We start from the raw sequence: 20,081 nt of genomic DNA, 5'->3' as shown, positions 1-20,081 counted from the left end.
CCGCGCCACGCCAGCATTCAATCACGCTTCCGGCATCGAGCCCCGCGAATCGCGACCGGGAAGAGCGTTTCCCTCCCCGGCCGTTTCTGCGTCGCCGCTCAGTTGCGGGTTTTGTCCACCAGACGGTTCTTGCCGATCCACGGCATCATCGCGCGCAGCTTCTCGCCGACCTGCTCGATCTGGTGCGCGTTGTGGCGGGCACGGGTGGCCTTGAAGCCGACCTGACCGACCTTGTTCTCCAGCAGCCAGTTGCGGGTGAAGGTACCGTCCTGGATGTCGGTCAGGACGCGCTTCATCTCGGCCTTGGTGTCGGCGGTGACGATGCGCGGGCCGGTGACGTATTCACCATACTCGGCGGTGTTGGAGATCGAGTAGTTCATGTTGGCGATGCCGCCTTCGTAGATCAGGTCCACGATCAGCTTCACCTCGTGCAGGCACTCGAAATACGCCATCTCCGGCGCATAGCCACCCTCGACCAGCGTTTCGAAGCCGGCACGGATAAGCTCCACCAGACCGCCGCACAGAACCGCCTGCTCGCCGAACAGATCGGTCTCGCATTCTTCCTTAAACGAGGTCTCGATGATGCCGGCGCGACCGCCGCCCACCGCCGACGCGTACGACAGGGCGATGTCGAGCGCGTTGCCGGACGGGTTCTGCGCCACCGCCACGAGGCAGGGCACGCCGCCGCCGCGCTGATACTCGGAGCGCACGGTGTGGCCCGGGCCCTTCGGCGCGATCATGAACACGTCGAGATCGGGGCGCGGCTCGATGACGCGGAAATGCACGGCGAGACCATGCGCGAAGGCGAGCGCAGCACCCTGCTTCAGGTTCGGCGCCAGATGCTCGGCATACAGATCGCCCTGTAGCTCGTCCGGGGTGAGGATCATCACCACGTCGGCCCAGGCGGCGGCCTCGGACGGGCCCATCACGCGGATGCCGGCCGCTTCGGCCTTGGCGATGCCGGTCGAACCCGGACGCAGGCCGACCACCAGCTCGGTGACGCCGCTATCCTTGAGGTTGTTGGCATGGGCGTGGCCCTGGCTGCCATAGCCGATGATCGCGACCTTCTTGGTCTTGATCAGGTTCACGTCGGCGTCGCGATCGTAATACACGCGCATCGTTTTTCTCCTTGGTCCTGAAGCTCTTGGGTCAGATGGTGCGCGTGCCGCGGGCGATCGCGGCGACACCGGTACGGGAAATCTCCACCAGTCCGAGCGGGCGCATCAGCTCGATGAACGCCTCGATCTTCTCGCTCGCCCCGGTGATCTCGAACACGAAGGAGCCCACGGTGGTATCCACCGGGCGGGCCCGGAACGAGTCGGCGATACGGAGCGCCTCGGAGCGCATCTCGCCGGTGCAGACCACCTTGATCAAGGCCATCTCGCGCGCGACGTGCGGGCCGAGCTGGGTGAGATCGGACACCTTGTGCACCGGCACCAGGCGGTAGAGCAGCGCCTTGATCTGTTCCACCACCATCGGCGTGCCCATGGTGACGATGTTGATGCGCGAGCGCGCACCCCCATCCTCCACCGGCGCCACGGTGAGGCTCTCGATGTTGTAGCCGCGACCGGAAAACAGGCCGATCACGCGGGCGAGGGCGCCGCTTTCGTTCTCCACCAGAACGGAGATGACGGCGGTGACTTGTTGTTCTTCGACGCGGGCCATGAGGAGTTCCTGGAATAAGGCCAGGGCGTCATGCGAAGCGTGCTCCGCACCAGGCCTGGACCCGCCAAAGGGCGGTCGCCCTCTGGACACCCAAATAATGGGATTTCCAAAGGGCGACTGCCCTTTGGTGGGGTTTGGGGGGGCGACGCCCCTAGACGAGCATCAGCCCCTCTTCGGTGATCTTCGCCGCCTGCCCCGCCTGCGCTTCGCCGAGGATCATCTCGTTATGGGCGGCACCCGACGGGATCATCGGGTAGCAGTTCTCGTCCTGCGACACGCAGATATCGGCCACCACAGGACCATCATGCGCCAGCATCGCCCGGATCACGTCGTCCAGCTCGCCCATGCAGGTGGCGCGCATGCCGGTGCCATGGAACGCCTCGGCCAGACGCACGAAATCCGGCAGCGCCTCGCTGTAGCTTTCCGAATAGCGCGACCCGTGCAGCAGCTCCTGCCACTGACGCACCATGCCCATGTAGCGGTTGTTCAGGATGAACAGCTTCACCGGCAGGCGATACTGGGCGATCGTGCCCAGCTCCTGGATGTTCATCAGCGTCGACGCCTCGCCGGCGATGTCGATCACCAGCGCATCCGGGTTGCCCACCTGCACGCCGACCGCGGCCGGCAGACCGTAGCCCATGGTGCCGAGACCGCCCGAGGTCATCCAGCGATTCGGCTTGCGATACTGGAAATGCGTCGCCGCCCACATCTGGTGCTGGCCGACCTCCGTGGTCACGAAGGTGTCGCGTCCGGTTTCCAGCGCCAGATCGTGCAGACGGCGGATGGCGTGCTGCGGCTTGATGATCGCCGATGCGGCCTGATCCTGCTTGAAGCCGAGGCTGTCGATCGAACGCCACGCGTCGATCTGGCGCCACCAGCCGGCCAGGGCCTCGCGATCGGAACCCGAACCGTTCTCCCATTCCTCGATCATCATCGCGATCGCACGGCCGGCATCGCCGACGATCGGAATATCCACCTGCACGATCTTGTTGATCGAGGACGGGTCGATATCGACATGGATCTTGGTGGAGCCGGGCGAGAACGCATCCAGACGCCCGGTCACGCGGTCGTCGAAGCGCGCACCGATATTGATCAGAACGTCGCAGCCATGAGTGGCCAGATTGGCCTCGTAGGTGCCGTGCATGCCGAGCATGCCGACGAACAGCGGATCGTCGGTCGGATAGGCGCCCAGCCCCATCAGGGTCGAGGTGCAGGGGAAGCCCGTCATCCGCACCAGACGGCACAGCGCCTCGGACGCGGCCGGGCCGGCATTGATCACGCCGCCGCCGGTATAGAACAGCGGGCGACGGGCGCGTCGCATTGCCGCCACCGCATCGGCCACGGCGGCGCGCGCCGGTTCCGACACGGGACGATAGGAGCGATGCGGCGCCGAGGAAGCGGACGCATACGGCGCCGATCCCACCATGATGTCCTTCGGCAGATCGATCACCACCGGTCCCGGACGGCCGGAGCGGGCGACATAGAACGCCTCGTGCAGCGTGCGGGCCAGATCGCCGGGACGCTTCACCAGATAGTTGTGCTTGGTGGCCGGACGGGTGATGCCGGTCGTGTCGGCTTCCTGGAACGCGTCGTTGCCGATCATGTGGGTCGGCACCTGCCCGGTCAGGCAGACGATGGGGATCGAGTCCATCAGCGCGTCCACCAGACCGGTGACGGCATTGGTCGCACCCGGGCCGGAGGTCACCAACACCACGCCCACCTTACCGGTGGAGCGGGCATAGCCTTCAGCGGCATGCACGGCGGCCTGCTCGTGACGCACCAGGATGTGGCGCACCGAATTCTGCTTGAACAGCGCGTCGTAGATCGGAAGAACCGCGCCGCCCGGATAGCCGAAAACGACCTCGACGCCCTGCTCCTGAAGCACGCGCATAAGCACTTCCGCGCCATTGAGGGCGCTGGTGCCCGGCATGTCGGCGTGGATGGCATCCTTCGGGTCGGCGGCGACGTTCATGAACCTGCTCCAGTGACGCGTTGATCAACCGTTGCGGGCCCCAGGCGCGAGCCTTCGGGGCCGAAAACGGTTCGCGACCGGGCTGCTCTAGGCAAACACGTCCGGGGCGTCAACATCACCGAGAACGAATGGGATCAGTTTCTCGGTCAATCTTTGCATTTCTTGCCGTATACCAGCTATGCGCTTCTCTAAAATTACCGTCCTGGCCTCCTCGGCCAGAGGGTGGTGGGCGAACCACGTCGCCTGCCGCTTGGTGTAATGATTTTGCGACGACACCGCCCGGCGTGCGGCGTCCTCCAGAGTGCTTTCGCCGCGCAGAACCGCGCCCAGCTCCGGAACGCCATGCGCGCGCATCGCCGGCAGCTCCGGCGACAGGCCGAGCGCCAGAAGCGCGCGCACCTCCTCCATCGCGCCACGCTCCAGCATTCCCGCGAAACGCGCCGCGATCGCCTCGCGCAGAAGCGGGCGCGGCGGGGCCAAACGGATCGCGGTGAACCGGCAGGACGCGGGCGGCAGGCCGGGCACGCGCGCCCACTCCGCCATGCCGCGCCCCGTGCCGCGCCATACTTCCCAGGCGCGGGCGATGCGCTGCCCATCCGAAGGGCGCAGTTTCGCGGCACTTTCGGGATCGGCCTCGGCCAGGCGCGCATGCATCGCCGCGGAGCCGATCCCGGCCAGCATGGCGCGCGCTTCCGTCCGCGCAGCTTCGCCCGGATCGTCGATCGCGGACAGCCCGTCGGTCAGCGCGCGCAGATAGAGCCCGGTGCCGCCGCACAGGATCGGCAAACGCCCCGCCGCCCAGCTTTCCTCCATCGCCGCCAGCGCCGCGTCGCGCCACCAGGCCACGTTGCCGGGCTCGGCCGGGGACCGCACGCCGTAGAGCCGGTGCGGCGCCAGAGCCTCGTCGGCCGGATCGGGCCGTGCCGTCAGAATGTGCAGACCGGCATAGACCTGCATCGAGTCCGCATTGATCACGGTGCCGCCGAGACGCGTGGCCAGAGCGAGCGCCAGCGCGGATTTCCCGCTGCAGGTCGGACCGGCGACGATCAGGCAGCGCCGTTCGGGCGTATCCGGGGCGTCTGGGCCTGGAGATTGCATGGATGCCCGCATGGCTATTCTGACCCGCTTTTATTCGGCTTGTCCGTCATCCCCATCCCTGCCACCACCCTCAGCCCTGGCCGGAATCCGCTTCCGTTCGGCCGTCTTCCCGATCGAGAGCGCGTTTCCCCGCCCATGACGCTTCCCTATGTGCTTACCCTTGTCGCGGCGCGAGAGGCCACGACGCTGTCGCGCACCGTCATTGAGGAAGCGCGCGCGCTGGTGTCCGGCGCCGAACCCATCGAGCTGTCGCCCGGCGAGGCGGTGGATATTCCCTGCCCGCCCTTGCCCGATTCCGTGTCCGGCGCGTTCTCGGGCGCGGAACGCACCCTGCCGCGCATCCGCGAACGCTTCTCCGCCCAGCATGTGGACGTTCTGCTCACCCGCTCGCGCGGACGTCGCAAGGGCCTGCTGGTCGCCGACATGGACAGCACGATCGTCCAGAACGAGACCCTGGACGATCTGGCCGCCCGCGCCGGTCTCGGCGAGCGCGTCGCCGCCATCACCGCCCGCTCCATGAACGGCGAGATCGCCTTCGACCGCGCCCTGCGCGAACGGGTCGCCCTGCTGCGCGGCCTCGGCGTGGCCGCGCTGGACGAGACCTGGGCCGAAACCCGCCTTACCCCCGGCGCACGTACGCTGGTCGCCACCATGCGCGCGCATAACGCCATGACGGCCCTGGTCTCCGGCGGCTTGACGGTCTTCACCGAGCGCGTCGCGGATGCCTGCGGCTTCGACTCGCACCATGCCAACCGTCTGCTGATCGAGGACGACCGACTGACCGGCGCGGTGGAGGAACCGATCCTGGACCGCGCCGCCAAGCTCGCCACGCTGCGCGCGCTGGCGGCGGACCGACGCCTGCAGATCGGCGCCACTCTGGCCGTCGGCGACGGCGCCAACGATCTCGACATGCTGGGCGCCGCCGGTCTCGGCATCGCCTTCCACGCCAAGCCGGTGGTGGCGGCGCAGGCGCGCAACCGCGTCGATCACGCCGACCTGCGCGCGCTGCTGTTCGCGCAAGGCTACAGGGCGGCGGATTTCCGCGAATGACGCGCCTCTGGATCCTGTCCGACCTGCATCTGGAAGCGACGCATTATCCGCAGAACTTCCGGCCCGAGCGTCCGGATTTCGATGTTCTGGTGGTGGCGGGCGACGTGTTCCAGGGCGACCCGGAGCAGGCTCTGCGCATCGTTGCCGAACTCGCGGACGGAAAGCCGGCCGTGTTCGTGATGGGCAATCACGAATACTGGCACGGCATGGTGCCGGGCGATCTGACGATGGCCCGCCTGGAAGCGGAACGCCTGGGCGTCCACCTTCTGGAGGGCGACGAGGTCGAGATCGCCGGGCTGCGGTTCCTGGGCGGCACGCTCTGGACCGATGGCAGCATGGGCAGCCATCGCACCCTGCCAGGCGCGCGCGCGGGCGAACCGATCCAAGTCGCCGCCGGGGTGGAGGGGCATCGCGCGCTCACCAACGGCGATGCGGCGCGGCTGCATTCCCAGCTTCGCGCCTGTCTCGAAGTGCAGCTTTCGAACCCGCGCGACGCTCGTCCGGTGGTGGTTGTCACCCATCACGCGCCGCATCCGCTCTGCATCGCCGAGCATCTGCGCGGCTCCTGGTGCGCCGGCAATTCCGCGTCCGACCTGTCGCATCTGACCGATACCGGTCTGGTGGATCTCTGGGTGCACGGCCATACCCATTGCACCCATCTGCTGCGTCGCCCGCACGGCACGCGGATCGTGTCCAACGCGGCCGGTCCGCGCAACAGCAACCCGGCTTTTCGGGAAGATCTGGTTCTGGTGATCGCCGCCTCGAACGATGGCGGTCCGGCCCAGGTGCGTCTGGCCGACGCCTGCTGACGTTGCCCTAGACGCCCGGTTTCCGACCCAGATACAGCGCCGTGGTGAAGCGGCGCTCCACCCGCCCGCCGAACCGGGTCCGCATCAGCTCTTCCAACTCGCCGAGGAAGCGCTCACGCAACGCGGGTTCGGCCTGCGTCACCTGGGAGAAGGTCGCGGTCAGCGCAAGCACCGCCTCTGTTTCCATCTCCGTCTGCCAGCGCCCGAACCAGGACCGAACCGGTGTGAACCCGGCCGCGCGCAGATCGTCCAGACGCGCCGTCTCGTCGAGCGCGAACGGCAACGCCCGCGTCTGAAACGAACGCGATGACGGCAGCAAGCACCAAAGCGGTGCGGACGCCTCGTGCAGCGCGTCCGGCTGCTCGCGGTCATGGAACACGTTCCAGAACATGGCGAAACAGCCGCCGGGCTTCAGCACGTGCATCGCCTTGGCCAACGCAGAGGGTTGGTCGAGCCAATGAAACGCCGTCGCCGACACGATCAGATCGGCGCTCTCCGGCGCGAGATCGGCCTCCTCGAAACTCGCGTCGGAGACGGCGAGTTCGGAATGATGTGCGCCGAGCCCTCGTCGCAGATACGTGGCCAGACGCGCATCCGGCTCGATCGCCAGCAACCGCGCGGGTCCGCGACGAAGCAGCGATTCGGTCGCCAGCCCCGTACCCGCGCCGATCTCCACGATCGCAGCGCCGGGCAGCGCATGATCCTTTTCCATCTCTTCGAACACCGAAGCCGGATAGGGCGGCCGGCCGCGCGCATATCCGTCCGGATCGCCGCCGAAGGCGATGCGTCCCACGCTCAAAGGCAAGCCTGTGCTATTCATGGGGCGGACAATCGAACGATGTCCGCGGGCGATGCAAGCGCTGGATCGCGTCGTCGACTTCCACCATCCTTTCGATTGCACGCGCCCGGAGTCCGCCCCTGACACCCCTGTCCCGTTCCGGCCGTCGCAATCCGGGGATCGACATCGTGCGCGGCGTATCAATCGTGCTCGTGATCCTGACGCATCTTTCGATCCGGATTCCTCTGGATCACACGGCCCTGGCGCGGTTCCTGCCGCGCCCGCTTCTGATCGGGTTGGGCACGGACGGCTACGAGGCCGTGTTCGTGTTCTTCGTGGTGTCCGGCTTCCTGATCACCGGCAACGCGCTGGAGCGCTGGGGCTCGCTCGCCCACCCGGACTGGTGCGCCTTCTACCAGCGCAGGACCGCGCGAATCCTGCCCTGCCTGCTGGTCCTGGTGGCGATCCTGTCCGTTCTCGACCTTCTCCACAGACCGCACTTCACCATCGACGGTCCGGAACAGTCTTTGAGCGGCGCCATCCGATCGGCTCTCCTAATGCACCTGAACTGGTACGAAGGGCAGACCGGGTATCTGCCGCCCGGATGGGACGTTCTCTGGTCCCTGTCGATCGAGGAAGCGTTCTATCTCTGCTTTCCGCCGCTCTGCTTCCTGCTCGGCCGGAGTCGCTTGCCGGCCCTTCTCCTGTTCGGCGCGCTTGCCATGTCGCTTCCACTCATCCGGGACGCCCTGGCACATGCGCCGGGAATCTGGCGCGAGAAGCATTACGGGCCGGGTGCTGCCGCCATCGCCGCGGGCGTCAGTGCCGCCCTGCTGGTCGCACGTTGGCCTGAGCCCCGTTTCCGCATCCTGCCGCCGCTGCTCGGATGGACGGGAACGCTGATCCTCGCCGCCTTGTTCTGGTGGGAATCCGCGATCGCGCACCTTCTGCACCAGAACTTCATGCTGCTGCTCACAATCGGCACCGCGATGCTGATGATGGCGTTCCAATGGGGCTGGGGTGCGCAGCGCGCGCGACGAGGAACGGCGTGGCTGCGCGCCTTCGGGCGCATGAGCTACGAGATCTATCTCAGCCACGTCTTCGTGGTACTGGCCGGTGCGGCCTTGTTCCGATGGAGCGGCAGCGACGTCACGAATGGCTGGATCTGGTTCTGCCCGGTCCTGGCGGCGAGCTTGGCGCTGGGATGGCTGGTCGAGATATGTTTGTCCCGCCCGGCAGACCGCTGGCTTCGGTGCATGACCGGCGATGCTCCCGGCACACGGCGCGGCGGCCTCAAGATCTCCGGGTGAAGGACGGCAAACGAACGATCGGGCGACGTCTCGCCGGGCGCGGCCGGTCCAGCTCCGCCATGCGTCGCGCGAACACGGCACAGGCGTGGTGGTAGAACGGCCGGTCCACCTGGGTCATCGCATCCAGCAGCGCGTCCACCTCCGGCGTGACCGGCTCCGGCGGCAGCGAGACGATCGCGTCCTCGGTGCCGGCCAATTCGCTCAGCACCTGACGTGGCGCGATGGCGGGCATATCGAGCCCGAGCCGGGCATTCAGCAGAGTCCGGCTGTCGTCGAACCGTTCGAGAATACCGAACCCGGCCATGGCTTCGAGCACCGCGATCGCGCGGGCAAGCGTCTCGGCAGGCTGATCGAGCAGCTTGTGCCCGGCGCCGATGGTCCACTCTCCCCGGCTGCGCGTGAGCTGACCGGTCATGCCGTCGCGCAGGAGGGTGTGGAAGCGCACCTCATCATGCGCGAAGAACGTTGCCGCATCCATCTCCCGCGCCATCGGGATCAGCACGAAACGATCCCGCACCGGGTCCGGACGATGCGCTTTCCAGAATCGGTAGAGCGAGAACAGGCGTTTCTTCGGCTCCCTCAGCATGGTCAGCACGCGCACGCGGCCGGGAATGGAGGCGCAATAGGCCATATCGAAATGGCCGGAGAACAAGCTGAAACCGGCCAGTTCGTTGATGGTCCAGTCGCCCAGGGACGCGTCGCGTTCCGGGCAGATCCGCTCGGGCGGGAACTGGGTGGACAGCATGGCGTGCAGCGTGGTGCCGCCACATTTCTCGATATGCACGAAGGCCAGCCGGTCGCCGTCGAGCTCCGGCCGGAACGCGCCGAGGCCGCGCTGCATCAGCAGACGGCGATTCCGGAACTCGTCCGATCGCAGGAGCGAATCCTGGAACGCCCGGACGTCGTCGGCGGAGCGGATGAAATGGGCCCGGCACTGCGCGATCTCGTCCATCGCGGGCAACCGTCCCAGGAGCCATTGATAGCCGGCGACGATATCGGTCTCGCTGAGCAATCCGCACGCTCCCTGCTGCTGCTGTCCGCAAATCCTGCGCTGGTTTTGTTTCAGCCATATTGCAACGTCTGGTTCCTCCGCGACGCTGGCGACCGCGCGCGGCCCGTGCCAGGATCGAACCGCCATGCCCCAGACCGACCCGATCGATCCCGTTCTGTTGCGCGATCGCTTTTCGCAAGCCCTGTCCGCCATGTATCGGCAGGAGGTCCCGCTCTACGGCGATCTGCTGCGGATCGTGGCCGACACCAACCGCGCGGCTGGCGGCGCCGACGATCAGCGCCTCGGCAGCGAGCGTCACGGTGCCATTCGCGTCGGCACGCCCGCCGAACTGCGTTTGATCGCCCGGTTGTTCGCGGTGATGGGCATGCAGCCGGTCGGCTATTACGACCTGGCCCCGGCCGGCGTGCCGGTGCATTCCACCGCGTTCCGCCCGGTGCGCATCGCCGACCTGAATCGGAGCCCGTTCCGCCTCTTCACCTCGCTGCTGCGCCCCGAACTCATCGCCGATACCGCTCTGCGCGAAGAAGTGCTGGCGATCCTCCAGGCACGCCGCCTCGGCAGCGACCGGCTCGACGCCCTTCTCGCCCGTGCAGAAACCGAAGGCGGTCTGGCCGCCGAGGATGCGCCGGCGCTGATCGCCGAAGCTTTGTCCCTGTTCCGCTGGCACGACAGCGCCACCGTGTCCGCCCCCCTCTACGCGCGCCTCCGCGCCGCCCACCCGCTCGTCGCCGACGTGGTGTGTTTCCGCGGGCCGCACATCAACCACCTCACCCCGCGCACGCTCGATATCGATGCGGCACAGGCGGCGATGCGCATGGCGGGCATGAACCCCAAGGCGGTGATCGAAGGGCCGCCGCGACGCAACGTGCCGATCCTGCTGCGACAGACCAGCTTCCAGGCCTTGTCCGAAACGGTGCGGTTCAGCGATTCCCCCGGCACCCACACAGCCCGTTTCGGCGAGATCGAGCAGCGCGGTGCGGCCCTCACGTCGACCGGCCGCGCCATTTACGACGCGGCTCTGGACCGGCTGCGGATCGAACTCGCCGAAGGCCGTCCGCGTCCGGAAGCTGAAGCGATCAGCTTCGCCGGCCTGCCCGACGATGCTGACGCCTTGCGCGAAGCCGGCCTCGCCTTCTTCGATCCGCAGACCGGCGCGCCGCTGCTCTACGAGGATTTCCTGCCCGTCAGCGCGGCTGGGATCTTCCGATCCAATCTCGGCTCCGACGCCCGCGACGACGATCTCGCCGCCGGAACGCGCGCCTCGCTCGAACAGGCGGTCGGGACGACGCTGATCGACGAGATGGCGCTCTATGCCGCCCAGGCCGAGGGACGCGAAGCTCCCTGAGCCGCAGCATCAGTCCGCAGCGAGGATCTGCGCCAGATCCATCAACATGCGGGCGGTCGCGCCCCAGATATCCTCGTCCTCATGCGGCCAGATCCAGGAGCCGGCTCGCGGTCCCTCGGTGATCCGCCGTGGCGCATCCGGGTCCAGCAGAACAGAAAGCGGCAGCCCGAACACGGCGGCCACCTCGGCTTCCGACGCGCGCCAGCGCGCAGCGGCCGGCAGAAGCGCCACCACAGGGGTGATGACGAAACGGCCATTGAATGTCGTCGTTTCCCGCAGGCGGCCCAGCACTTCGCATGGTCCCGGATCGAGCGCGATCTCCTCGTTCGCCTCGCGCAAGGCCGTCGCCGCCGCATCCCGGTCGACCGGATCGGCCCGTCCACCGGGAAAGGAGACCTGCCCCGGATGATGCCGCAGACCCGCCGAACGCCGTGTCAACAGAACGAACGGTTCCGGCGCCATCACGATCGGCACCAACACTGCAGCCCGTTGCGCCCCCTCTCCCGGCGGCTCCTTGGGCCAGGGGCCGATCCGAGGAAGAACTGTCAATCTAAGCTTCAACCAGGCGGCCCGATCCGCCACCACGTCGACCATGCCGTCAATCCGGCAGCGACAAGGCGCCGCTGAACAGAACCGGACCGGTCGGTTTTCCGGTCGGCGACCCGCCGCGCGGCTCGAGCGTGACCAGAAGCTTGCTGTCGCCCAGCGGCAGCATCGCACGATGCAGATGACGCCCACCCGGCGGCAGCACACCCAGCGGCGCCGGTACGGTCGCGCCCGCCGCTAGCGACCACAGCTCCATATCGCGATCCGACGGAATATCGCCGGGATGCAGCGGCATCACCTGCACCACGCCGTCGGACCGGGTTTCCACCACGAAGGCCGGCTCCGGCTCGCCGGGCTTGGTCAAGGCCGCCATCGGCACGGCCATGGGCGTGTGGTCCATCAGCACCACGAAGGCGATGCCGGCCGCCAAAAGAAACGAAACGGCCGTGATGCCCTTCCAGAACGCAGCCGACACCTCGCTGCGGTTCGAACGCACCGGCATTGCCGCTGCACGTACGCCGGGCGCATGCACGCTGCGCTCGATACGGCTCCACAGCGCGATCGGCGGCATCACCACCGGCACGTCGGCGGACAGCACGGTCAGCGCCCGTTCCCAAAAGGCCAGGTCGGCCCGAAGCGCCGGATCAGCGGCGCTTTCGTGCTTCAGCCGGTCGTGCTCGTCGGGGGAAAGCGTGCCCAGCACGTAATCCCCTGCCAGGATCAGCCGCTCCTGCGCGTCTTCCGGCCGGGTCATGCCTGCAGACATGTCTTCAAGTCGATCAGGGCGCGGCGAACACCGCTCTTGACCGTTCCAAGTGACTGGTCGAGCGTGTCCGCCAGTTCGGCGTAGGTGTATCCGTCGAGAAAAGCCAGACGCAACGCTTGCAAGCTCGAAGCGTCGAGCGCTCCGAAACATCCTTCGGTGACCGGCGCCCCGTCGATCGGAACCGAAGCCGCTTCCTGTCGGGCGGTCTCGGCAATCTGCGGCCGCGCAGCCGCACGGCCCCGCAGCCGCAACACTGACAAGGCGCGATAACGCAACAAACCGGTCAACCAGGCCGCGGCATCACCATGGCCGGGATCGAAGCGCTCGCTGCGCTCCCAAATGCGCAGGAAAACGTCGTGCACGGCATCGGCCGCCAGAACGGGTTGGCTCAGAAGCCGAAGCGCCAGGGCGTAGAGCCTAGGCGACTGCGTGTCGTAAAGCCGCTTCAAGGCGGACTGATCACCATTGGCGCACCGGTCGAGCAGCGCAGCCACATCCTCGCCCGCCATCGCGACAAGCCCATCCCGAATCATCTGCGGCATGATACCAGCAAACACGCATCCCTGTATCGCGGCCGAAGCGTTTCTCGTCGAAATCCACTTTTGCTGCGACCGACGACACCGTCGACGGGTATCGATCCTGACGAGGCGGCAGGACGCGGAAACGCGACCCGCCGCCCGAGGCTCAGTAGAGCCGTTCGACGTAGTGACCGCGGATCCACACCCAGCGATACCCGTTCCAGTGCCAATTGCCGCGGCGCCAGACCCAGTACGGATGGGCGGGCGGCGGCGGCGGAACCGTTTCCACGATCACGGGCGGCTGCGGCGGACGCGCGACCACCACGGCCGGCGGCTGATAAACCACACGTGGCGGAGGCGCCGGCGGAGGCGGCGAAACGCAGCCTGCCAGAAGCCCACCCGCGATGCCGACCAGTAACAGGCCTCGGCGTGCCGCCATTCGATCCTCCCTCTTCGTTCTGGCTCCAACGCGAACAGGAAGGAGCCGAGCCCAGGATAGCAGAGGGTTTGTCACGTTTGATGTCAACGCGCCGCGCCGTCCTCGGACAAGGGTGCAGCGATGTCTTCCAGAGACTTGCCTTCCGCATCGACGCCGAAGAACAGCGCCGCAATCCCGGCCAGGATCATGAGTATCGCCGCACCCAGATACCCCCAGGCCAGCGGCCAGCGGCCCTCCATGCCGATCAGCACGCCGAACAGGTACGGCGCGCCGACACCGCCGATCAGCGTGCCCAGCACGTAGAACATCGAGATCGCCATCGCCCGCGTTTCCAGCGGAAATATCTCGCTGGCGGTGAGATAGGCGGCGCTGGCGGCGGGCGAGGCGAAGAAGAAGATCGCCACCCAACCGATCGTCTGGGTGGTGGCGGTGAGATGGCCGCCCGCGAACAGAAGCGCCACCGCCGTCATGAGCAGGCCGGAAACGCCGTACGTCGCGAAGATCATCCGCCGGCGCCCGATCGTATCGAACAGCGAACCCAGCAGAAGCGGCCCGATCAGATTGCCCACCGCCAGAGGCAGGATGAACATGCCGATCCGCGCCGGCGCGACGCCTTCCTCATGCGTCAGAACCTGACCGTAGGTGAAGAACACGGCGTTGTAGAGAAAGGCCTGCGACGCCATCAGCAGCAGGGCCAGGGCGGAACGGACCTTGTACTGGCCGATCATCGCCCGCCAGATCAGGCCGAAGCCGAACACGCGACGCGGATTGACGACCATGGATTTGGTGACCGGCTCCAGCATGCCGGGCCGGTTCTTCGTGCAGCGATGCTCGATCTCGGCGGTCACTGTCTCGGCCTGCGAACGATGCCCATGCGTCAGCAGCCAGCGCGGACTCTCCGGCACCCAATGGCGCATCAGCAGCACGCCGAAGCCGAGCACGCCGCCCATCGCGAACCCGAAGCGCCAGCCATGCGCCTCGCCCATCCGTCCCTGCAACAGGAACAAGGAGATCGCAGCACCCACTGCGGCGCCAATCCAATAGGACCCGTTCACCATCAGGTCGATGCGGCCGCGCAGCTTGGCCGGCACCAGTTCGTCGATCGCGGAGTTGATGGCGGCATATTCGCCGCCGATGGCGAGCCCGGTCAGGCAGCGGAACAGAATGAAGCTCCAGCTGTTCCAGGCTGCCGCCGTCGCTAGCACGCTGACGATGTAGACCCCAAGCGTGATGCTGAAGATGCGTTTCCGCCCCAGCCGGTCGGTGAGCCAGCCGAACAGGATCGCGCCCGCCACGGCCCCCACGAGGTAGAACGAGGCGGCAAGCCCCACCCCTTCCACCGACATGGCCAGAGCGTGCTTGTTCTGGAGCGCCGGCCCGATCGAGCCGACGATGGTCACTTCCAGACCGTCCAAAATCCAGGTGATGCCCAGGCCGGCCACCACCAGGAGGTGAAAGCTGGACCAGGGCAGACGGTCCAGCCGCGCCGGGATGTTGGTCCGGATCGGCGAAAGAACGGCGTCCTTCGCCCCGCGCAGTGTGACCGTGGGACTACTCACGCAGTCGGCACCTTCGCCGTCGCATCATGAACCATGGTCTTCGTCTCCGGTCTCGGTGCCAATTTGTCCGATCCGGCCATCGCGCGCACCAGATGCTCGATGATGCCCGGATCGGCCAGGGTGGACACGTCGCCCAGTGCCTCGTGTTCGCCGGTGGCGATCTTGCGCAGGATGCGCCGCATCACCTTGCCGGACCGTGTCTTGGGCAGGTCGGGCACCAGCACCACGCGGTCGGGCGCGGCGTAGCGGCCGAGCTGAGCGCCTACATGACGCGACAACGCCGCGGGCAGCGTCTCCGTTTCGGCCCCGACACCTTTTCTCAGTACCACGAAGGCGGCGAGGGACTGCCCCTTCAGATCGTCCGGCACGCCGATCACGGCGCTTTCGCCGACCGCCTCATGGGTCGCGAAGGCGGACTCCACCTCCGCCGAACCGATGCGATGGCCGCTCACGTTGATCACGTCGTCGACGCGTCCGGTGATCCAGAAATACCCGTCCGCATCGCGGCGGGCGCCATCGCCGGAGAAATACAGCCCGGGATAGGTGGAGAAATAGGTCTGCTCGAAACGGGCATGATCGCCCCAGAGCGTGCGCGCCTGGCCCGGCCAGGAACCGGCGATGCAGAGATGGCCCTCCGCCTCGCCCTTCAGCTCCTCACCCTTCTCGTTTACCAGCAACGCACGCACACCCGGCAGCGGCAGCGTAGCGGAACCCGGCTTCTGCGCCACCGCGCCGGGCAGCGGCACGATCATGATTCCGCCGGTCTCGGTCTGCCACCAGCTGTCGACCACCGGGCAACGGCCATGACCAACCTTGTGGTAGAACCACAGCCAGGCTTCCGGATTGATCGGCTCGCCCACCGACCCCAACACGCGAAGGCTCTGCAGCGAGGCCCGCTCCACCACCGCGGGATCGTCGCGCATCAAGGCGCGGATCGCGGTCGGCGCGGTGTAGAACGCCGTCACCTTGTGCTGGTCGATCACCTGCCACCAGCGGCCGGGCTTCGGGTAGGACGGCGTGCCCTCGAACAGAAGCGTGGCGCCGCCATTGGCGAGCGGGCCATACACCACATAGGAATGACCGGTGACCCAGCCGAGATCGGCGGTGCACCAGAACACGTCGCCGGGACGGTGATCGAACACGATCTCATGCGTCAGGCTGGCCCAAAGGAGATAGCCTCCGGTTGTGTGCAGAACGCCCTTGGGCGCGCCGGTGCTGCCAGAGGTGTAAAGGATCAGCAGCGGGTCTTCCGCACCCATCGGCTCCGGTTCGCATTCGGCGGAAGCGGCCTCCATTAGCGGTTCCAGCGCATGGTCGCGCCCGACCTGCATCGGCACGGCACCACCGGTGACGCGCGACACCAGAACGATGCCGGGTGCGGCATCCCCGAGCTCCGCCAGAGCCGCATCGGCCATCTGCTTCAACGGGATCGTCTTGCCGGCGCGCCGGCCTTCATCGGCGGTGATCAACATTTTGGCGCCGCTGTCACGAATGCGGCTGGCCACGCCAGAGGACGAGAAACCGGCGAACATCACCACATGCACGGCACCGATGCGGGCGCAGGCCAGCATCGCCACCACCCCATCCACCACCATCGGCAGATAGGTCGCCACGCGATCGCCGCGCCCGACGCCATTCTGCTTCAGAACGTTGGCCATGCGGCAGACGCGTGCATGCAGTTGCCGGAAGCTGAGCGTCTCGCTCTGCTCCTCCCGTTCGCCCTGCCAGATCAGCGCCGGCGCATCGCCGCGTTCGGCCAGATGGCGGTCGAGACAATTGACGCTGACGTTCAGGACGCCGTCGCCGAACCAGGAGATCTCGACGCCGCTCCCCTCGCCGCCGAACCCGCCTGTGCCGGCGACGGTCGGAAAGCGCTCCCAATCCAGCCGGCGCGCCTGCTCGAGCCAGAACGCATCCGCGTTGTTCAGGGCGTGGTTGTTCATCAGCCCGAGACGGGTCACCGTCACGTGCGCATCCACTGCCATCTGCGGCTTCACATGGAAGATCAGCTCTTCGGACATGATTCCCGGTCCCTGGTCGCCGTCGTTTCGCGGCTTGATGCGTAGCAGGTTGGCCACCAGCCTCCGCATGGTCAACACCGGGAAGACGTTCGTGATCCCAAGCTGTCCCGGATTTAAGGCTTACACGACGTGCAATCCGCTCAGGATCGCATAGAGCAACGCCACGGCACCGAGTACGCTGCCGATGCCGAGCAGCCAGACCAGACGCGTCGCCATGAACAAGCCGATCAGCACGATGGCGATCTGCAGGCCGCGCACGCTGCGCTCGTATTTCTCGTGCTGATCCAGCGCCTCGTCCCGTGCGCGTTCCTCCTCTGCCGCATGTGCCGCGATCTGGCGCATGCCGTCATGGCCGCCGGCATCGTCTTCGAGCTTGGCGGCAGCACGACGCGCGGCCGCGGCCTCGGACTGGAGCTTTTGCGAACGCGCCTGATCGGAGCTCATGGCTTCTGCTTCGGCATCCAGCATCAGCGCACTTTGATCCATCACGGCGCGGCGCACGGACTTGCCCTGGTATTGCGACCACAGATCCGACGCGGCGACATCATGTGCGAGGTAGGAGGTTTGCCGATCATTGGCCGTCATCTCCACGACGACGGCGACGGCGGCGATCACCGCGACCAGCACCGCGGCCGCACGCGTCAGACGCGCCGGGCCGGCGGTGCCGGCACCATGATGCGTGTCGTGGCCATGCGCATGTTCGAGGCTGTCCTGCGCCATCTCCACGTTGTCCAACCGTCCCTGCTCCTCTTCTTATTCGGTCACTCACTCGTGTTCGGCATCGAGGTTCGTTCGTCGCGTTACTCCTCCAAAACCACGACGCCGCGCAAGCCGGCAGCATTGCCAGAACCGACGGTGAATGTGAGACTACGGAACATCCTGCGTCAGACAGGAGAAAACCAAACTCTTCCGCACTGCGGCAATTTTTACCACGCCGCAGTGCACCATGAATTCACGGTCCAAAACAGGCCGCCGGGAGCAGACATGACCAGCCTGAGCAACGACGAGCTCTCCACGATTCGCGACGCCGTTCCGCATCTCGATCTTTCCAGCATCCGCGCCTTGCGTCGCGTCGGCTTCGACATTGTTCGCGCCGAACCGGACGCCCCGATCCATACGAGCTGGACCACCATCCCCCGCCCGATGCGCACCAACAGCCTGATGGACCTCGCCGCCGCGGAATAGGCGCACACTCGTCGTCACGACGATCATAAACGGTGCCCGACTCGGACCGCATCGAAAGATGCGGCCTTTTTTGTCATCCAGCCCAAGGATGGTCATCGTTTGCAGCCGACGAAGCCGGACCGTCCTCTGACGGCGAACGCCAGCGAACGACATCTGGAAACGGACCGAACCGAGCCCATGAGGGCGCGGCGGAACCCATCAGCGCGGAGGTTGCGCTGCCGTGGTCGGTGACGTACCGCGATGGCCTGCCGGCTTGCCCCGGATCATCGGATGCGGATGGGCCGGATGTGCAGGGGCAACCTGCACCGGCGCCGCCGGCTGCACGCCGGGCCGGTCGATCGCCGGGCTGTCCGGCGGTGTCGCCACCTGCTGGCTGGGCCCCATACCGGTGCCGCTCATCAGCCCCTGTGCCATGACGGGCGTGGCAGACAGGACAATCATTGCCGCAAGCATGAACCCGCGCATGGAACACTCTCCTGATCTCGCCGTATCGCGTGCCGGTTGAAGTCCGCGACGAAGGTACAGGTTCCCGATCGCATCGGATCGACCCGCCCGGTTTTCCGTGTCAACACTTCGGCCCCGTCGCGGGACAACCGGAGTTCAGCCATGTTCAGTCATATCGTGCTCGGCAGCAACGATCTCGAGCGGTCGAAGCGCTTCTACGATGCGCTGCTCGCCGCCACGGGCGGGAAGCCGGGCGCGTTCGACCCCAAAGGGCGCTTGTACTACAGCCATCGCGGTGGCCGCCTCTTGTTGACCAAGCCCCTGGATGGCCAGCCTGCCTGCGGCGCCAATGGCGGCACGATCGGCTTCACCATGGAAAGCACCGAGGAGGCCGACGCCTGGCACAAAACCGGGATCGAGAACGGTGGCACCTCGGTCGAGGATCCGCCGGGCGTCCGCCAGGGTCTGATCGGGCCGGTCTATCTCGCCTATCTGCGCGATCCGGACGGCAACAAGCTCTGCGCCCTGCATCGCATGGGTTGAAGAAAGCGGCCCGCCGGACGAATCGACGGCGGGCCGCTTCCGTTACCCGAAGGTGAAGGTAAACGCGCGCAGGCCCGCCTGCGGAATGGTCAGTTCGACGGTGTGGTCGGTGTAGTCGTTGCTGTCGAACAGGGTATAGAGCCGGCTTTCTCCGATCTCGACCGGCTTCTGCTGTCTGCCATCGACACTCACCGCAACCATAACCGGATGCGCCGCACTGGCGACCATGAACACCTTGCCGGAATGGCAGTGCAGCGTGATCTTTCCGGGGCCGTTCGCGAGTTCGGCGCTTTCAGGCGCCAGGGTCCAGCGCCCCTGTAAGGCAAAACGGTTTACCGGCAATGCGGCGGGGGCGGTGTAGTCCTGGGTTCCAGCTTTCGGCTGTTCTGGACTGGCAAGATTCTCAACACGGTCGATGCCGAAATACATCTCCGGCGAGCCGATCCGGGTAAGATCCTGCCCGTTATCCGTCGCCACTGTGCCGTGATCGCCAAGAGCGCTACGGATGGCGTCCTCGGTCTTGTCGTACTCGCCTTCGCCGGCATGGGTATAGACGATGCGGCCGTCGCGGCCGATCAGATATTCGGCAGGCCAGTACTGGTTGCGATAGGCATTCCAGGTGCCGAGATCGTTGTCTTCTGCGACCGGATAATCGATGCCGAAGCGCTTGATGGCCGACAGAATATTGGCGGGTTTGGTTTCGAAACGGAATTCCGGCGTGTGCACGCCGACGACCACGAGACCCTGATCGCCGTATTTCTTCTGCCAGTCGATCAGATGCGGCAGAGTACGGATGCAGTTGATGCAGGAATACGCCCAGAAATCCACCAGAACGACCTTGCCGCGTAATCCGCTCATGGTGAGCGGTCCGCCATTGAGCCAGCCGGCGATTCCGGTGAATTCGGGGGCCAGTGCCGGCGGCTGCAAGGATTGCGCGTGGCCCGGCTGCGCCACGGCGAACGAAGCGGCGAGGAGACCGGCGAACACGGTACCGGTGCGTGCGAGAGGCATGGTGATCGAC

General features: G+C 66.6%; 21 protein-coding genes. 6 read left to right on the top strand and 15 right to left on the bottom strand.

From position 1 onward, the window contains the following. Window positions 1-98 precede the first annotated feature (98 nt). The 4 genes from ilvC to miaA all read right to left on the bottom strand — a co-directional run bounded on the left by ilvC (window position 99) and on the right by miaA (window position 4,735). Window positions 99-1,118, bottom strand: a complete 1,020-nt coding sequence (gene ilvC / locus ACZ5BM_RS11900; RefSeq protein WP_498908219.1) for an NADP-dependent ketol-acid reductoisomerase — start codon at window positions 1,116-1,118, stop codon at window positions 99-101. A 31-nt stretch (window positions 1,119-1,149) separates the two neighbouring features. Next, window positions 1,150-1,665 carry an acetolactate synthase small subunit gene (gene ilvN / locus ACZ5BM_RS11895; RefSeq protein ID WP_498908217.1) on the bottom strand — a complete coding sequence of 172 codons (516 nt, stop codon included), beginning with the start codon at window positions 1,663-1,665 and terminating at the stop codon, window positions 1,150-1,152. Window positions 1,666-1,816: 151 nt separating this feature from the next. Next, entirely contained in the window at window positions 1,817-3,637 is a 1,821-nt protein-coding gene (gene ilvB, locus ACZ5BM_RS11890) for an acetolactate synthase large subunit family protein (protein WP_498908215.1), read from the bottom strand. An 87-nt stretch (window positions 3,638-3,724) separates the two neighbouring features. Beyond that, window positions 3,725-4,735 carry a tRNA (adenosine(37)-N6)-dimethylallyltransferase MiaA gene (gene miaA, locus ACZ5BM_RS11885; RefSeq protein ID WP_498908214.1) on the bottom strand — a complete coding sequence of 337 codons (1,011 nt, stop codon included), beginning with the start codon at window positions 4,733-4,735 and terminating at the stop codon, window positions 3,725-3,727. 135 nt (window positions 4,736-4,870) lie between these two features. Here miaA and serB point away from each other — a divergent pair, with 135 nt between their 5' ends. Both serB and ACZ5BM_RS11875 read left to right on the top strand, forming a co-directional pair. Continuing rightward, the gene (gene serB, locus ACZ5BM_RS11880) at window positions 4,871-5,785 is read left to right on the top strand and encodes an HAD family hydrolase (RefSeq protein ID WP_498908213.1); all 915 of its coding nucleotides are present in this window, start codon (window positions 4,871-4,873) and stop codon (window positions 5,783-5,785) included. After that, window positions 5,782-6,594 carry a metallophosphoesterase family protein gene (locus ACZ5BM_RS11875; protein ID WP_498908212.1) on the top strand — a complete coding sequence of 271 codons (813 nt, stop codon included), beginning with the start codon at window positions 5,782-5,784 and terminating at the stop codon, window positions 6,592-6,594. Before serB ends, ACZ5BM_RS11875 begins: the two co-directional genes overlap by 4 nt. A gap of 7 nt (window positions 6,595-6,601) precedes the next feature. Here ACZ5BM_RS11875 and ACZ5BM_RS11870 read toward each other — a convergent pair whose 3' ends face one another. Further along, window positions 6,602-7,414 (bottom strand): methyltransferase domain-containing protein, encoded by an 813-nt coding sequence (locus ACZ5BM_RS11870; protein ID WP_498908211.1) that lies wholly within the window; start codon window positions 7,412-7,414, stop codon window positions 6,602-6,604. 65 nt (window positions 7,415-7,479) lie between these two features. On the opposite strand from ACZ5BM_RS11870, the gene ACZ5BM_RS11865 reads away from it, so the two are divergent. Then, window positions 7,480-8,682, top strand: coding sequence for an acyltransferase family protein (locus tag ACZ5BM_RS11865; protein ID WP_498911605.1), 1,203 nt, complete (start codon window positions 7,480-7,482; stop codon window positions 8,680-8,682). Here the strand turns inward: ACZ5BM_RS11865 and ACZ5BM_RS11860 are convergent. Beyond that, window positions 8,666-9,694, bottom strand: coding sequence for a hypothetical protein (locus ACZ5BM_RS11860; RefSeq protein WP_498908209.1), 1,029 nt, complete (start codon window positions 9,692-9,694; stop codon window positions 8,666-8,668). The two genes, ACZ5BM_RS11865 and ACZ5BM_RS11860, sit on opposite strands and share 17 nt — an antisense overlap. A 124-nt stretch (window positions 9,695-9,818) precedes the next feature. Here ACZ5BM_RS11860 and ACZ5BM_RS11855 point away from each other — a divergent pair, with 124 nt between their 5' ends. Continuing rightward, entirely contained in the window at window positions 9,819-11,039 is a 1,221-nt protein-coding gene (locus ACZ5BM_RS11855) for a 2-oxoadipate dioxygenase/decarboxylase family protein (protein WP_498908208.1), read from the top strand. 9 nt (window positions 11,040-11,048) lie between these two features. Here the strand turns inward: ACZ5BM_RS11855 and ACZ5BM_RS11850 are convergent, their stop codons facing one another. From ACZ5BM_RS11850 to ACZ5BM_RS11820, 7 genes are all read right to left on the bottom strand, one after another. Beyond that, window positions 11,049-11,588, bottom strand: a complete 540-nt coding sequence (locus ACZ5BM_RS11850; RefSeq protein ID WP_498908207.1) for a CoA pyrophosphatase — start codon at window positions 11,586-11,588, stop codon at window positions 11,049-11,051. Window positions 11,589-11,637: 49 nt separating this feature from the next. Beyond that, window positions 11,638-12,351, bottom strand: coding sequence for an anti-sigma factor (locus ACZ5BM_RS11845; protein WP_498908205.1), 714 nt, complete (start codon window positions 12,349-12,351; stop codon window positions 11,638-11,640). Beyond that, window positions 12,336-12,908, bottom strand: coding sequence for a sigma-70 family RNA polymerase sigma factor (locus tag ACZ5BM_RS11840; RefSeq protein ID WP_498908203.1), 573 nt, complete (start codon window positions 12,906-12,908; stop codon window positions 12,336-12,338). The genes ACZ5BM_RS11845 and ACZ5BM_RS11840 overlap by 16 nt, the downstream gene beginning before the upstream one ends. A 127-nt stretch (window positions 12,909-13,035) precedes the next feature. After that, complete coding sequence (locus tag ACZ5BM_RS11835) at window positions 13,036-13,308, bottom strand: hypothetical protein (RefSeq protein ID WP_498908202.1); 273 nt, start codon at window positions 13,306-13,308, stop codon at window positions 13,036-13,038. A gap of 83 nt (window positions 13,309-13,391) precedes the next feature. Then, window positions 13,392-14,867, bottom strand: a complete 1,476-nt coding sequence (locus ACZ5BM_RS11830) for an MFS transporter (protein ID WP_498908201.1) — start codon at window positions 14,865-14,867, stop codon at window positions 13,392-13,394. Continuing rightward, on the bottom strand, window positions 14,864-16,888 hold the full coding sequence (gene acs, locus ACZ5BM_RS11825; RefSeq protein WP_498908199.1) for an acetate--CoA ligase: 2,025 nt from the start codon (window positions 16,886-16,888) through the stop codon (window positions 14,864-14,866). The genes ACZ5BM_RS11830 and acs overlap by 4 nt, the downstream gene beginning before the upstream one ends. A 120-nt stretch (window positions 16,889-17,008) precedes the next feature. Next, window positions 17,009-17,614 carry a DUF4337 family protein gene (locus ACZ5BM_RS11820; protein ID WP_498911603.1) on the bottom strand — a complete coding sequence of 202 codons (606 nt, stop codon included), beginning with the start codon at window positions 17,612-17,614 and terminating at the stop codon, window positions 17,009-17,011. Window positions 17,615-17,659: 45 nt separating this feature from the next. On the opposite strand from ACZ5BM_RS11820, the gene ACZ5BM_RS11815 reads away from it, so the two are divergent. Then, window positions 17,660-18,073 carry a hypothetical protein gene (locus ACZ5BM_RS11815; protein ID WP_498908198.1) on the top strand — a complete coding sequence of 138 codons (414 nt, stop codon included), beginning with the start codon at window positions 17,660-17,662 and terminating at the stop codon, window positions 18,071-18,073. 198 nt (window positions 18,074-18,271) lie between these two features. Here the strand turns inward: ACZ5BM_RS11815 and ACZ5BM_RS11810 are convergent, their stop codons facing one another. Beyond that, window positions 18,272-18,538, bottom strand: coding sequence for a hypothetical protein (locus ACZ5BM_RS11810; protein WP_498908197.1), 267 nt, complete (start codon window positions 18,536-18,538; stop codon window positions 18,272-18,274). 141 nt (window positions 18,539-18,679) lie between these two features. Here ACZ5BM_RS11810 and ACZ5BM_RS11805 point away from each other — a divergent pair, with 141 nt between their 5' ends. Then, window positions 18,680-19,060, top strand: coding sequence for a VOC family protein (locus ACZ5BM_RS11805; protein ID WP_498908196.1), 381 nt, complete (start codon window positions 18,680-18,682; stop codon window positions 19,058-19,060). Between the two features lie 42 nt (window positions 19,061-19,102). Here ACZ5BM_RS11805 and ACZ5BM_RS11800 read toward each other — a convergent pair whose 3' ends face one another. Beyond that, the gene (locus tag ACZ5BM_RS11800; RefSeq protein ID WP_498908195.1) at window positions 19,103-20,014 is read right to left on the bottom strand and encodes a thioredoxin family protein; all 912 of its coding nucleotides are present in this window, start codon (window positions 20,012-20,014) and stop codon (window positions 19,103-19,105) included. Window positions 20,015-20,081 lie beyond the last annotated feature (67 nt).

This window comes from Lichenicola sp. GTC18331 (assembly GCF_055386855.1).
The sequence above is the reverse complement of the archived record's forward strand: the minus strand, read 5'-3'. Positions and strand labels throughout refer to the sequence as shown.